Raw genomic sequence first — 12,699 nt, forward strand, 5'->3', positions numbered from 1 at the left:
TCGAATATCGTACGAACGCCCACAAAGCGCCGCACCACCTCCGCGTCACCCCGCATCGCAACAAGAAAGGCACCCGCCATGAGCAGCAACGAAACGCCGCGCGGTCCCGTCGACTCCTCCCGCGTCCCGCGGTACGCCGGACCCGCGACGTTCGCCCGGCTGCCCCGGCTCGACGAGGTCGGCACGGCCGATGTCGCCGTCGTCGGCGTGCCCTTCGACACGGGTGTCTCCTACCGCCCCGGTGCCCGCTTCGGCGGCAACGCGATCCGTGAGGCGTCGCGCCTCCTGCGTCCGTACAACCCGGCGCAGGACGCCTCGCCGTTCGCTCTCGCGCAGGTCGCCGACGCCGGTGACATCGCCGCGAACCCGTTCAACATCAACGAGGCGGTCGAGACGATCGAGGCCGCGGCCGACGATCTCCTCGCGACCGGCGCCCGTCTGATGACGCTCGGCGGCGACCACACGATCGCGCTGCCGCTGCTGCGTTCCGTCGCGAAGAAGCACGGCCCCGTCGCCCTGCTCCACTTCGACGCCCACCTCGACACCTGGGACACGTACTTCGGCGCCGAGTACACCCACGGCACCCCGTTCCGCCGGGCCGTCGAGGAGGGCATCCTCGACACCTCCGCGCTCTCCCACGTCGGTACCCGCGGCCCGCTCTACGGCAAGCAGGACCTGGACGACGACGCGAAGATGGGCTTCGGCATCGTCACCTCCGCCGACGTCATGCGGCGCGGTGTCGACGAGGTCGCCGACCAGCTCCGTCAGCGCATCGGTGACCGGCCGCTCTACATCTCCATCGACATCGACGTCCTGGACCCGGCGCACGCCCCCGGCACCGGCACCCCCGAGGCCGGCGGACTGACCTCCCGCGAGCTGCTCGAAATCGTCCGCGGCCTGTCCTCCTGCAACCTGGTCTCCGCCGACCTGGTCGAGGTCGCCCCCGCGTACGATCACGCCGAGATCACCTCCGTCGCCGCCTCCCACACGGCGTACGAGCTGACGACGGTCATGTCCCGCCAGATCGCAAAGGCCCGTACGAAGTGAGCCACGACCACCACGACGAGCGGCCGCAGCTGACCCCCGAGCAGATCGCGGCCGCCCTGAACCCGCCGGCCGGGCGCAACGGCGGCGACCTCGTCGTCGAAACCCTCCAGGGCCTCGGCGCGACCACCGTGTTCGGCCTGCCCGGCCAGCACGCGCTGGGCATGTTCGACGCGCTGCGCCGCTCCTCCCTCTCGTACGTCGGGCTGCGCGTCGAGAACAACGCCGGCTTCGCCGCCGACGCGTACGGCCGGATCACCGGGCAAGTGGCGCCTCTGCTGCTCTCCACCGGGCCGGGTGCTCTCACCTCCCTCGCCGCGCTCCAGGAGGCGGCGGCGGCCTCCGCCCCGGTGCTGGCGATCTCCAGCCAGATCCCGACCGCGGGTCTGGGCGGCGGACGCCATGGCTACCTGCACGAACTGCGGGACCAGAAGGCGTCGTTCCGCGATGTCGTGAAGTCGGTCCACCCCGTCCGTACGGCCTCCCAGATCCCGTCGGCGATCGCGGCCGCCTGGGAGTCCGCGCTGACGGCCCCGCACGGGCCGGTCTGGGTCGAGATCCCGCAGGACGTACTCCTCGCCGAGACCACGCTGCCCGTCGTCACGGCGATGGACGCCACCCCGCGCGCACTGCACGCCCGTCCCGAACTGACCGCCGTCGCGGCCGACCTGCTGTCGAAGGCCGAACGCCCGGCGATCATCGCGGGCGGCGGAGTCGTACGCTCCGACGCGTCCGGCAAGCTGCTCGCGCTCGCGGAGAAGCTCGACGCACCCGTCGTCACCACCTTCGGCGGCAAGGGCGCCTTCCCGTGGGAGCACCCGCTCTCGCTCCAGTCCTGGCTGGAGGACCGCTACACGACGGACTTCCTGGAGTCCGCCGACGTCCTGCTGGTCGTCGGCTCCGGACTCGGTGAACTCTCCTCGAACTACCACACGTTCGCCCCGCGCGGCCGGGTGATCCAGATCGAGGCCGACGCCGGGAAGCTGGAGTCCAACCACCCCGCGCTCGGCATCCACGCCGACGCCCGCGAGGCCCTGTCCGACCTCCTCGAAGCGGTCGGCCACCGCGAGGACCCGTCGGCGCCGGAGCGGGTCCGCACGGTCCTCGCAGCGGTACGGGACAGGATCGCCGCCCAGGAACTCACCCTGGAGCAGCAGCTCATCGCCTCGGTCCGCGAGGCGCTGCCCGACACGTCCCCGAGCTTCTGGGACATGACGATCCTGGCCTACTGGGCCTGGTCCGCCTTCGACGCCCGCCACCCGAACACGATGCACTCGGCCCAGGGTGCGGGCGGCCTCGGCTACGGCTTCCCGGCCGCGCTCGGCGCGGCGGCGGCCGACCGTGCGAGGCCGGTCCTGGCGGTCTCCGGCGACGGCGGCGCGATGTACTCGATCGCGGAACTGGCCACGGCCCGCCAGTACGATCTGCCGGTCACCTGGCTGATCGTCGACGACGGCGGCTACGGCATCCTGCGCGAATACATGACGGGCGCCTTCGGCGAGGCCACGGCGACGGAACTCTCCCGCCCCGACTTCGTCGCCCTCGCCGAGTCCTTCGGCGTCCCGGCGGTCCGCACAACCCCCGAGACGCTCGCCGCCGACCTGGCGAAGTCCCTCGCGGAGCCGGGCCCTTCGGTGGTCGTGCTCCCGGCCCTGCTGAGGATGTTCGAGCCGACGCATCTGTAGGAGGCGGGCCGCTCGCTGCCCGCCCGCGCTCCCGGACCCGGATGCGCGGGCGGGCCCGTTCATGCCGCCGACGGGCCGTGCGCCACGGACAGCCGGAACCTGTTTCCCTGTCCAACAGGCCGGTTGCGTAGGGTTGGCGGAGCATTCGATCAAGCGGCCGTCACGGGGGAAGCAATGTCGTTCGACGAGGAATGGGCCGGGCACAAGAACCGGGCGGCGATGCGGCTCAACGGGACCGGCGGCAGCGGCGGGGACGCCGATCTGAAGACGAACCACGCGGGCAAGGCCGCAGCCATCAAGGCCCTGTCGACCGAAATAGAGCCCGACACGGGGACGGCAGGGATCGTCGCCGACGACTCCACCGGGAGCGCGGTGACGGGGTTCAAGGGCTGGGCCACAGCGACCGGCCTCAAGGAGGCGCTGGAAGAGTGGGGCCTGCAGGTGAAGAGCCTCCAGGCGCGACTGGCCAACGACAAGGCCTCCCTCCAGGAGACGAAGCGGAACTACCTCCTCAATGACCACGAGGTCGGCAGCGAGTTGTCGAAGATCGGTGGCACGGGTCCGCTGCTGCAGGGTCCGTACGCGCCGGGCGCGCAAGGCTCCTACCCGGCGGGCGGGCAGCAGTCGCCGCCCGTCTACGGGCCGTACGTACCGAACGCCGACTGACACGCGCACCGCACACCGCATCGCCAAGGCGGAGACGACCAAGGATCTGATGGCGAAGAACATGGCCTCGCACGACCTGATCAACCAGTGGGCGGACGGCCGCGGCAAGGACTACGTGCACGACAAGGCGGTGCAGAACATGCGGGACGAGGCGTCTCAGACGTACATCACCGCACGGACGACGGCGCTGTCGGTACTGGGCAGGGACTGAAACACATGAGTACACAGGACAACGGCGGGCGCGGCGCGCACGGCATGCGCCGCAAGCTGGTGACCGGTGCGTCGGCCGTGGTGGCTCTCGCACTCATCGGCGCAGGGGTGTTCTATGCGACCGGTGGCTACGACGACTGGCGGGCGGACCGCTCCCTGGACCGGGCCTGCGACGGCCTGCTGGACACCTCGGAGCTGAAGGCGCTGCTCGGTGCGGACCGGCTGCACAGCCAGGGTGCGGACCCGGCGCACTGTTCCGTGTCCGATCCCGGCGACGGACGTGCCGCGCTCCGGGTGGAGATCACCCGGGGCGCGGCCCCCGCCAGGCTGCTGGGCACGCTTCGGCGCAACAACCCGCACCTCGGCGGAACGCTGATGTCCCCGGTCGGCAACGGCCGCCCGGCGATCCTGAAGACAGGGACGAGTACGGCGGCGGCCAGTGGGGTCCTGGCCTGCGGGCCGGGCGAGAGCGACAGCCTGACCGTGGTCATGACCGCGGTCCGCGACGGCTCGGGCACGGCGTTCGACCGGCCGGAGCAGCGCGCCCGGCTGGCCCGCGCGCTGACCGGCACCCTCGACCGGACCGCCGAGAAGTGGCACTGCGCCGGCGGATCGTCCGGCAGTGGCCGGATCACCACCGTCCCCGAGGACACCACCCGGACCCTGAAGACCGCCGACCGGACCACCGGCACCTGCAAGGGCATCGCGTCGTCCGCGTACGAGGCGGCCGCGGACGGCCCTGCCCCGGTCGAGGACTGCGTACTCGCCGACGCGTCCGGCACCCGGCTCTTCCAACTGTCCGCCTACTACGGGCCCTTCGCGAAGGCCGCCCGCCTGGAGACCGTCCGCGGCAAGCAGATCCTCACCGAGGCGGGCGGTGCGGACGGGCTGTACTGGACGACCTCGGCCTGCGAGGACGGCGGCGCTGCCCTGTTCAGCGTCGAGCCCCTGTTCGACGAGGAGACGAAGGCCTTCCGCCCGGCGGACCCGAAGCTCCAGCAGGCGGCGCTGCAGACGTTCGCGGAGAACTCGGCGGAACGCCACGGCTGTCCGTCTCCCAGACCGCTCCCGGCCGGCTGAACCGCACGCACGGCACGCACTCCGGGGTCCGCCCCGGCGCCAGGGCAGAGCGTCGGCAGCGCCCCGGGCGTCACAACCCCGTCACATGACCCGTGCCTGGTGCAACTTTTCGTACGCCAGGGAGTCATTCCTTTCGGGCGTGCCGGGGGCGCGCCCGTACAGATGACTCAGGGGACGGAAGCCTCATGACTGGATCCCACATAACCCGCCGTGCGCGGGGCGCGCTGTCCGTCGCGCTCGCCGCGGGCGTGCTCGTACCCGTGGCGCTCGGCGCCGCGCCCGCCGTCGCCGCGACGCCGACGGTGAGCTGCACGTCCGGCAAGGCGGGGCTGGCAGCCAAACTGTCGAAGGACATCACCGCCGCGCTCAAGGGGCGGAAGTCGACGACGGCCGTGGCCCTCTACGACCGGACCACCAAGACGAACTGCTCCCTGCGGGCGACGACGAAGTACGACTCGGCCAGTGTCGTGAAGGCGACCGTGCTGGCGACGCTGCTCTGGGACAACAAGAAGCACAACCGCTATCTCACCCAGCGCGAGATAAACCTCACCACCGCCATGATCACCAAGTCCGACAACAACGCGACCACCAGTCTGTGGAAGCAGCTCGGGGTGACCAAGGTCAAGGCGTTCCTGAAGGCCGCCGGGATGACGCACACCGTGCCCGGCTCCGGTGGCTACTGGGGACTGACCCAGATCACCGCCCAGGACGAGCAGCGGCTGCTGACCCTGCTGACCGCGAAGAACTCCGTGCTGAGCGACAACGCGCGCTCCTACGAGCTGGGCCTGATGCGCAAGGTCGTCTCCTCGCAGCGCTGGGGCACGCCCGCCGGCGCGCCGTCCGGCGTGACCGTCCAGGTCAAGAACGGCTGGCTGCCGCGCGCCACCCACGGCTGGCGGGTCCACAGCATCGGTGCCTTCACGGGCAAGGGGCACGACTACGCGATCACCGTGCTCACCCAGGACAACAAGACGATGAACGACGGCATCAACACCATCCAGGCCGTCGCCCGTGCCGTGCACAAGGACCTCAATCCGGCCGTCGCCGCGAAGACGACCTCCACCATCGCCCCGCCCGCCGCGCCGCAGGAAGCGGTGCCCGCGGTACCGGAGGCACCGGCCGTACGGATGCTCACCGCGACGCCGCAGCCGTAGCCGCAACCGGGCAGCGTGCCGGAGGCCGGCCGTCCGGTCCGGCCTCCGGCACCGGCCGGCCGTCCACCCCCCGAGCGGCCGGTCGTATGCCGGTCGTAGGCAGGACGTCGCACCGGCCTACGACCAAGGGCCCGTCTTTTGTGACAGCGGGATGAAATCCGCTGCCCACCGCGTTGGTGCCTTCCGGTAGAGCAGGTCGAACGGGGAGGTACCGGTGACGGACGCAGGGCACGCGGAGGGCGCGGCGCAGGCCTCGGGCTGGGCTCGGCGGCTGATCGGCTACGCCTGGCGCTACCGGCGCAATGTGCTGCTGGCGCTCGGCTCGTCGCTCGCCGGCATGGCGGTGATGGCGCTCGTCCCGCTGATCACCAAGGTGATCATCGACGATGTCGTCGTCGACCACACGCGTTCCCTCGCCGTCTGGACCGGGCTTCTCGTCGTCGCGGCCGTGCTGGTGTACATATCCACGTACATCCGCCGCTACTACGGTGGCCGGCTCGCCCTCGACGTCCAGCACGACCTCCGTACCGAGATGTACGGGACGATCACCCGCCTCGACGGGAAACGGCAGGACGAGCTGTCCACCGGACAGGTCGTCGGGCGCGCCACCAGCGACCTCCAGCTGATCCAGGGACTTCTGTTCATGCTCCCGATGACCATCGGGAACGTGCTGCTCTTCCTCATCTCCCTGGTGATCATGGCGTGGCTCTCGCCCCTGCTCACCCTGGTCGCGATCGCCGTCGCCCCCGCCCTCTGGTACATCGCCCGCCGTTCCCGCGCCCGCCTCTTCCCCGCCACGTGGTACGCCCAGGGGCAGGCCGCCGCCGTCGCCGGAGTCGTCGACGGGGCCGTCTCCGGAGTCCGGGTCGTCAAGGGCTTCGGACAGGAGGAGCAGGAGACCGGCAAACTGCGCGAGGTCGGCCGCAAGCTGTTCGCCGGACGGCTGCGGACGGTCCGGCTGAACTCCCGGTACACCCCGGCGCTCCAGGCCGTCCCCGCACTCGGCCAGGTCGCGATGCTGGCCCTCGGCGGCTGGCTCGCCACCCGGGGCGAGATCACCCTCGGCACGTTCGTCGCCTTCTCCGCCTACCTCGCCCAGCTCGTCGGCCCGGTCCGGATGCTCGCCATGGTCCTCACCGTCGGACAGCAGGCCCGCGCCGGCGTCGAACGCGTACTGGAACTGATCGACACCGAGCCGGCCATCAAGGACGGCACCAAGGAACTCCCGGCCGACGCCCCCGCGAGCGTCGAGTTCGACGACGTACGGTTCGGCTACGCGGACGACCGCCCCGTCCTCGACGGGTTCTCGCTGACCATCGAGCCCGGTGAGACCGTCGCCGTCGTCGGCGCGTCCGGCAGCGGCAAGTCCACCGTCTCGCTGCTGCTGCCCCGCTTCTACGACGTGACGCACGGCGCCGTCCTGGTCGGCGGCCACGACGTCCGCGAACTGACCCAGAGGTCCCTGCGCGCCGCCATCGGCCTCGTGCCGGAGGACAGCTTCCTGTTCTCCGACACCGTCCGCGCCAACATCGCCTACGGATTCCCGGACGCCACACAGGAACAGATCGAGCAGGCGGCCCGCGCCGCCCAGGCCGACCGGTTCATCGCGGACCTGCCCGAGGGCTACGACACCAAGGTCGGTGAGCACGGACTCACCCTGTCCGGCGGCCAGCGCCAGCGCGTCGCACTCGCCCGCGCCATCCTCACCGACCCCCGGCTGCTCCTCCTCGACGACGCCACCTCCGCCGTCGACGCCCGCGTCGAGCACGAGATCCACGAGGCGCTGCGCCAGGTGATGGCCGGGCGGACGACCCTCCTGATCGCACACCGCCGCTCCACCCTCAATCTCGCCGACCGGATCGCCGTGCTGGACCACGGCAGGCTCGCCGACATCGGTACGCACGAGGAGCTGGAGCGCCGCTGCGCGCTCTACCGGCGGCTGCTCACCGACCCGGACGAGCTCGGCGGCACCTCGCCCGGACACCACCCGCTGACCGCCGCCGTCGACACCACCCCCGAGGACGACCGCGCGCTCCAGGAGGAGCTGGACGCCACGTTCGACGCCGAGCGCGGCATCAGCCCCCACCTGTGGGTCCGCAAGGACGAGCCCCGCGATGCCGGGGCGGCCGGCATGCCCGCGACCCCGGAGCTGCTCGCCCAGGTAGAGGCCCTGCCACCGGCCACCGACACCCCCGACATCGACGAGGCGAGGGCCGTCCGGCCCGAGGAGTCCTACGGGCTGCGCAGGCTGCTGCGAGGCTTCGGGCTGCCGCTCCTGGTGAGCCTGGTACTGGTGGCGGTGGACGCGGGCGCCGGACTCCTGCTGCCCGTACTGATCCGGCACGGCATCGACCAGGGTGTCTCCCGGCTCGCCCTCGGTGCCGTCTGGGCGGCCTCCGCGCTGGCCCTGGTGGTCGTGCTCGCGCAGTGGGCGGCCCAGATCGGCGAGACCCGGATGACGGGCCGCACCGGCGAGCGGGTGCTGTACTCACTGCGGCTGAAGATCTTCGCGCAGCTCCAGCGGCTCGGCCTGGACTACTACGAGCGCGAGCTGACCGGCCGCATCATGACCCGGATGACGACGGACGTAGACGCGCTGTCGACGTTCCTGCAGACCGGTCTGGTCACGGCCTTCGTCTCCGTCGTCACCTTCTTCGGCATCATGGTCGCCCTGCTGGTCCTCGACGTGTCGCTGGCCCTCGTCGTCTTCGCCACGCTGCCCGCGCTGATCGTCGGTACGTTCTTCTTCCGCCGCAAGAGCGTCAAGGCCTACGAGCTGGCCCGCGAACGCATCAGTGTCGTCAACGCCGACCTCCAGGAGTCCGTCTCCGGACTGCGGATCGTGCAGGCGTTCCGCCGCGAGCGCGACGGCGCGGACCGGTTCGCGGAGCGCAGCGACCACTACCGCCGGGCCAGGGTCCGCGGCCAGTGGCTGATATCGGTCTACTTCCCGTTCGTGCAGCTGCTGTCGGCGGTGGCCTCGGCCGCCGTCCTGATCGTCGGCGCGGGCCGGGTCGACCACGGCACGCTCACCACCGGTGCGCTGGTCGCGTACCTCCTCTACATCGATCTGTTCTTCGCCCCGGTGCAGCAGCTCTCCCAGGTCTTCGACGGCTACCAGCAGGCCACCGTCTCCCTCGGCCGCATCCAGGAACTGCTGCGCGAGCCGACCTCCACCGACGAGGCGGACGAACCGCTGGACGTGCTGTCGCTGCGCGGCGAGATCGCCTTCGAGGACGTGTCCTTCGCCTACGGCTCGGGTGACGACGCCGAAGAGGCCCTGATCGGGGTCGACCTGCGGATACCGGCCGGCCAGACGGTCGCGTTCGTCGGTGAGACGGGCGCCGGGAAGTCCACCCTCGTCAAACTCGTCGCCCGGTTCTACGACCCGACGGGCGGCCGGGTCACGGCGGACGGCACCGATCTGCGCCGGCTCGACCTCACCGCGTACCGGCACCGGCTCGGAGTCGTGCCGCAGGAGGCGTACCTCTTCGCCGGTACGGTCCGCGACGCCATCGCGTACGGGCGGCCCGAGGCCACCGACGCGCAGGTGGAGGCGGCGGCGCGGGCGGTGGGCGCCCACGACATGATCGCCACGCTGGACGGCGGGTATCTGCACGAGGTCGCCGAGCGGGGCCGCAACCTCTCGGCCGGTCAGCGTCAGCTCATCGCGCTGGCCCGCGCCGAACTCGTCGACCCGGACGTCCTGCTGCTCGACGAGGCGACCGCCTCCCTCGACCTGGCCAGCGAGGCCCTGGTCAACCAGGCGACCGACCGGCTCACCGGCCGGCGCACCACCCTGGTCGTCGCCCACCGGCTGACCACGGCGGCCCGTGCCGACCGGGTCGTGGTGATGGACCACGGCCGGGTCGTCGAGGACGGCACGCACGACGAACTCCTCGCCCGCGACGGGCACTACGCCGTGCTGTGGCGCACCTTCATCGGGGAGGACGAGCCCGCCGGTGTGTGAACGGCGGGCCCGCCCGCTCCGTTCACCCGCTGATGCCGGAGATCTTGCCGGTCCGCAGGTCCGAGCGCACGGTCAGATACGAGTACGTGGGGTGCTTCCCGTTGCTCCAGGTGAGCCGCACCTTGGACCAGGTGTGGCCCGCGCCGCTGTCGCCGGAGGTGATCCGGAAGGCGATCGGGGTGTTCTGGGCGCGCAGCACACCGTCCGCGTGGTTGCGCCTCTCCCAGGTGTTCAGCTGGGTGCGCAGGTGGGGCGTCAGGTAGAACGACCTCAGGGCGGCGGCGAGCTTGCCGCCGCCCTCAGCCCTGACGGCATCGATGTAGGCGGCGTAGAAGTGGGCCACCTGCTGGTAGGCCGGGGTGCCGGCGTCGCTGCGCACCGGCGCCGCGGCCGTCGGTGCCTGCGAGGCCGACGCGGCGGCCGGGACCACGGAGACGACGGAGAGGAGTGCGGTGGCGAGCAGCGTCCTTGCGACGGCGCGCCGGCCGAGGGGGCCCTGTGCATTGCGGAGTCGGAGCATGGCAGTTCCTGCCTTTCCTGTGGCTCTGCCTGGTGGGAGCCATGCTGCGGCGATTCGGCTGCCCGGGAGGCGGAGCACGCCGGGTGCAACCTTCGGATGGCCTCCTGCGTCGTACGCATGTGTGCGTATGTACCGAGCAAGGGTGCAAATGTTCGATTAGCTGATGGGGCTGCTGGTGATCAGAAGGACCGGAAGGGCCGCAGGGGCTGGGGAGGCCGGAGCGTTCGATGCGGCCGGAGCGGCTGATGCGGTCGTCGACGCGGCCGACGCGGTCGGAACGGCCGGCCGGGGCGGAAGAAGCACCGGCATCGGACGCCGGATGCTCGCGTACCTGTTCGTCCTGCCGCTGGTGACCGTCGGCCTGCTGCTCACCGGCACCGCTGCGAGCAGCGCCCACGCCGCGACGGTCTGCCCCGGACGCCTCGCGAAGGCGGTCCCGTTCATGACCGGCGAGCTGCGCGTCTACAAGAGCCGCTCCTACGCCTGCGCCGTCGCGGTCGCCAAGAAGCCGGGCCCGCGCCGCACGATGTCCGTGACGATCCAGCCGCGCGGCGGCAGCCCTGTCGTCGACAGCGGCAAGTACACCCAGCAGGCCGGTCCGGTGACGGTCCACGCGCTGAACCGGTGCGTCCGGGCCTCGGCCACGATCTCGGGGAAGTCCGGTTCCACGGGCTGGATTCTCTGCTGACGGAGGGCGGGCCGACGGCGGCGGCCGGAGCGGTCGCCGAGGACCGACGGCCCGGGTCCGTGGTTCTCCCCTGGCATCTTTCCCCTGCAACAGGGTCTGGCGGCGCCGGTGTTGCCCCGCTAGGTTCACGACGAATGTTGTGAATCATGGGGAGGGTGCATGCGCAAGGCGCTCAGAGGGTTCCTGTCGCTCGCGGTGCTCATCGGCACGGTGAGTGCGACGGGTGCCTCGGCCGGGGCGGCCACCGCCGCGGAACCGACCGCGTTCCGGAGCACGGCCGTCGGCGACAACGGCACGAGCACGGACATCAAGGACCGCATCCTGGCCATCCCGGGAATGAGCCTCATCGAGGAGAAGCCGTACGCGGGCTACCGCTACTTCGTCCTCAACTACACCCAGCCGATCGACCACCGGCACCCGTCCAAGGGCACCTTCCAGCAGCGCATCACCCTGCTGCACAAGGACACGTCCCGCCCGACGGTCTTCTACACCGGTGGCTACAACGTCTCCACGACCCCCAGCCGCTCCGAGCCGACCCGGATCGTCGACGGCAATCAGGTCTCCCTGGAGTATCGGTTCTTCACCCCGTCCCGCCCGGCGCCCGCCGACTGGTCCAAGCTCGACATCTGGCAGGCCGCCAGCGACCAGCACCGCGTCTTCACCGCGCTGAAGCAGATCTACACCGAGAACTGGCTGACCACCGGCGGCTCCAAGGGCGGCATGACCGCCACGTACTTCGAGCGCTTCTACCCCGAGGACATGGACGGCGTCGTCGCGTACGTCGCGCCCAACGACGTGGTCAACAAGGAGGATTCGGCATACGACCGGTTCTTCGAGAACGTCGGCACCAAGGAGTGCCGCGACAAGCTGAACGGGGTGCAGCGCGAGGCGCTGGTCCGTCGCGGGCCGCTGGAGAAGAAGTACCAGGAGTACGCCGCCGCGAACAGCTACACCTTCGACACCGTCGGCTCGCTCGACCGGGCCTACGAGGCCGTCGTGATGGACTACGTCTGGGCGTACTGGCAGTACAGCCTGCTGTCCGACTGCGACACCATCCCCGCCGACGCCAAGAACGCCCCCGACCAGGCGATCTGGGACTCGATCGACTCGATCTCCGGATTCTCCGCCTACACCGACCAGGGCCTGGAGAAGTACACCCCGTACTACTACCAGGCGGGCACCCAGCTCGGTTCGCCGGACATCAAGCAGCCGTGGCTCGGCAAGCTGAGCCGGTACGGGTACCAGCCGCCGCGCACCTACGTGCCGCGCTCCATCCCGATGAAGTTCCAGCCGTCGGTGATGCGTGACGTCGACACCTGGGTGAAGCACCACGCCAACCACATGCTGTACGTGTACGGGCAGAACGACCCGTGGGGCGCGGAGCGCTTCCGGCTCGGTGCGGGCGCCCGTGACAGCTATGTCATGACCGTGGCGGGCGGCAACCACGGCTCCAACGTGGCAGGGCTCGACGCGGACGACAAGGCGACGGCCACCGCCGCCATTCTGCGCTGGGCGGGCGTCGCGCCGGCCGCCGTGCAGGAGGACCCGGCGAAGGCGAGGCCGCTCGCGAAGTTCGACGCGCGGCTCGACAAGCGGGACGTGACGAGCGAGCGCGGGCTGCGCCCGTGAGCAAGCGGTCCTGATGAGGCCGTCCTCGCGAACGCGGTTCTCGTGAGGACGGC

10 protein-coding genes are annotated in these 12,699 nt (G+C 71.0%); 9 read left to right on the forward strand and 1 reads right to left on the reverse strand.

Annotated elements, in window-relative coordinates; all coding sequences use genetic code 11:
* Positions 1–78: 78 nt before the first annotated feature.
* The 7 genes from speB (at position 79) to ACF1B9_RS10650 (ending at position 9,809) form a co-directional block, all read left to right on the forward strand.
* On the forward strand, positions 79–1,047 hold the full coding sequence (gene speB / locus ACF1B9_RS10620; RefSeq protein ID WP_391740989.1) for an agmatinase: 969 nt from the start codon (positions 79–81) through the stop codon (positions 1,045–1,047).
* The gene (locus ACF1B9_RS10625; protein WP_391740988.1) at positions 1,044–2,729 is read left to right on the forward strand and encodes a thiamine pyrophosphate-binding protein; all 1,686 of its coding nucleotides are present in this window, start codon (positions 1,044–1,046) and stop codon (positions 2,727–2,729) included. Before speB ends, ACF1B9_RS10625 begins: the two co-directional genes overlap by 4 nt.
* Before the next feature lie 174 nt (positions 2,730–2,903).
* Entirely contained in the window at positions 2,904–3,395 is a 492-nt protein-coding gene (locus ACF1B9_RS10630; RefSeq protein ID WP_391740986.1) for a hypothetical protein, read from the forward strand.
* A 49-nt stretch (positions 3,396–3,444) separates the two neighbouring features.
* Positions 3,445–3,606, forward strand: a complete 162-nt coding sequence (locus ACF1B9_RS10635) for a hypothetical protein (protein ID WP_391740985.1) — start codon at positions 3,445–3,447, stop codon at positions 3,604–3,606.
* Positions 3,607–3,611: 5 nt separating this feature from the next.
* Positions 3,612–4,685: a hypothetical protein gene (locus ACF1B9_RS10640; protein ID WP_391740983.1), complete on the forward strand. Its 1,074-nt coding sequence runs from the start codon at positions 3,612–3,614 to the stop codon at positions 4,683–4,685.
* 185 nt (positions 4,686–4,870) lie between these two features.
* Complete coding sequence (locus ACF1B9_RS10645) at positions 4,871–5,839, forward strand: serine hydrolase (RefSeq protein ID WP_391740982.1); 969 nt, start codon at positions 4,871–4,873, stop codon at positions 5,837–5,839.
* Between the two features lie 214 nt (positions 5,840–6,053).
* Entirely contained in the window at positions 6,054–9,809 is a 3,756-nt protein-coding gene (locus ACF1B9_RS10650) for an ABC transporter ATP-binding protein (protein ID WP_391740980.1), read from the forward strand.
* 22 nt (positions 9,810–9,831) lie between these two features.
* On the opposite strand, the gene ACF1B9_RS10655 is transcribed toward ACF1B9_RS10650, so the two are convergent.
* Entirely contained in the window at positions 9,832–10,329 is a 498-nt protein-coding gene (locus ACF1B9_RS10655) for a hypothetical protein (RefSeq protein WP_391740978.1), read from the reverse strand.
* Between the two features lie 163 nt (positions 10,330–10,492).
* Between ACF1B9_RS10655 and ACF1B9_RS10660 the strand changes: the two genes are divergently transcribed.
* Positions 10,493–11,017: a hypothetical protein gene (locus ACF1B9_RS10660; RefSeq protein WP_391740977.1), complete on the forward strand. Its 525-nt coding sequence runs from the start codon at positions 10,493–10,495 to the stop codon at positions 11,015–11,017.
* 159 nt (positions 11,018–11,176) lie between these two features.
* On the forward strand, positions 11,177–12,646 hold the full coding sequence (locus tag ACF1B9_RS10665) for a S28 family serine protease (protein WP_391740976.1): 1,470 nt from the start codon (positions 11,177–11,179) through the stop codon (positions 12,644–12,646).
* Positions 12,647–12,699 lie beyond the last annotated feature (53 nt).

Source organism: Streptomyces sp. NPDC014727, from assembly GCF_043083485.1.
GTDB lineage: Bacteria > Actinomycetota > Actinomycetes > Streptomycetales > Streptomycetaceae > Streptomyces.

What these genes read in the sequence shown, in the direction of transcription:
- ACF1B9_RS10665 (WP_391740976.1), top strand. Translation starts at nt 11,177, where the DNA reads ATGCGCAAGGCGCTCAGAGGGTTCCTGTCGCTCGCGGTGCTCATCGGC.
- ACF1B9_RS10645 (WP_391740982.1), top strand. Translation starts at nt 4,871, where the DNA reads ATGACTGGATCCCACATAACCCGCCGTGCGCGGGGCGCGCTGTCCGTC.
- ACF1B9_RS10660 (WP_391740977.1), top strand. Translation starts at nt 10,493, where the DNA reads ATGGGGCTGCTGGTGATCAGAAGGACCGGAAGGGCCGCAGGGGCTGGG.
- ACF1B9_RS10635 (WP_391740985.1), top strand. Translation starts at nt 3,445, where the DNA reads ATGGCGAAGAACATGGCCTCGCACGACCTGATCAACCAGTGGGCGGAC.
- ACF1B9_RS10630 (WP_391740986.1), top strand. Translation starts at nt 2,904, where the DNA reads ATGTCGTTCGACGAGGAATGGGCCGGGCACAAGAACCGGGCGGCGATG.
- speB (WP_391740989.1), top strand. Translation starts at nt 79, where the DNA reads ATGAGCAGCAACGAAACGCCGCGCGGTCCCGTCGACTCCTCCCGCGTC.
- ACF1B9_RS10655 (WP_391740978.1), bottom strand. Translation starts at nt 10,329, where the DNA reads ATGCTCCGACTCCGCAATGCACAGGGCCCCCTCGGCCGGCGCGCCGTC.
- ACF1B9_RS10640 (WP_391740983.1), top strand. Translation starts at nt 3,612, where the DNA reads ATGAGTACACAGGACAACGGCGGGCGCGGCGCGCACGGCATGCGCCGC.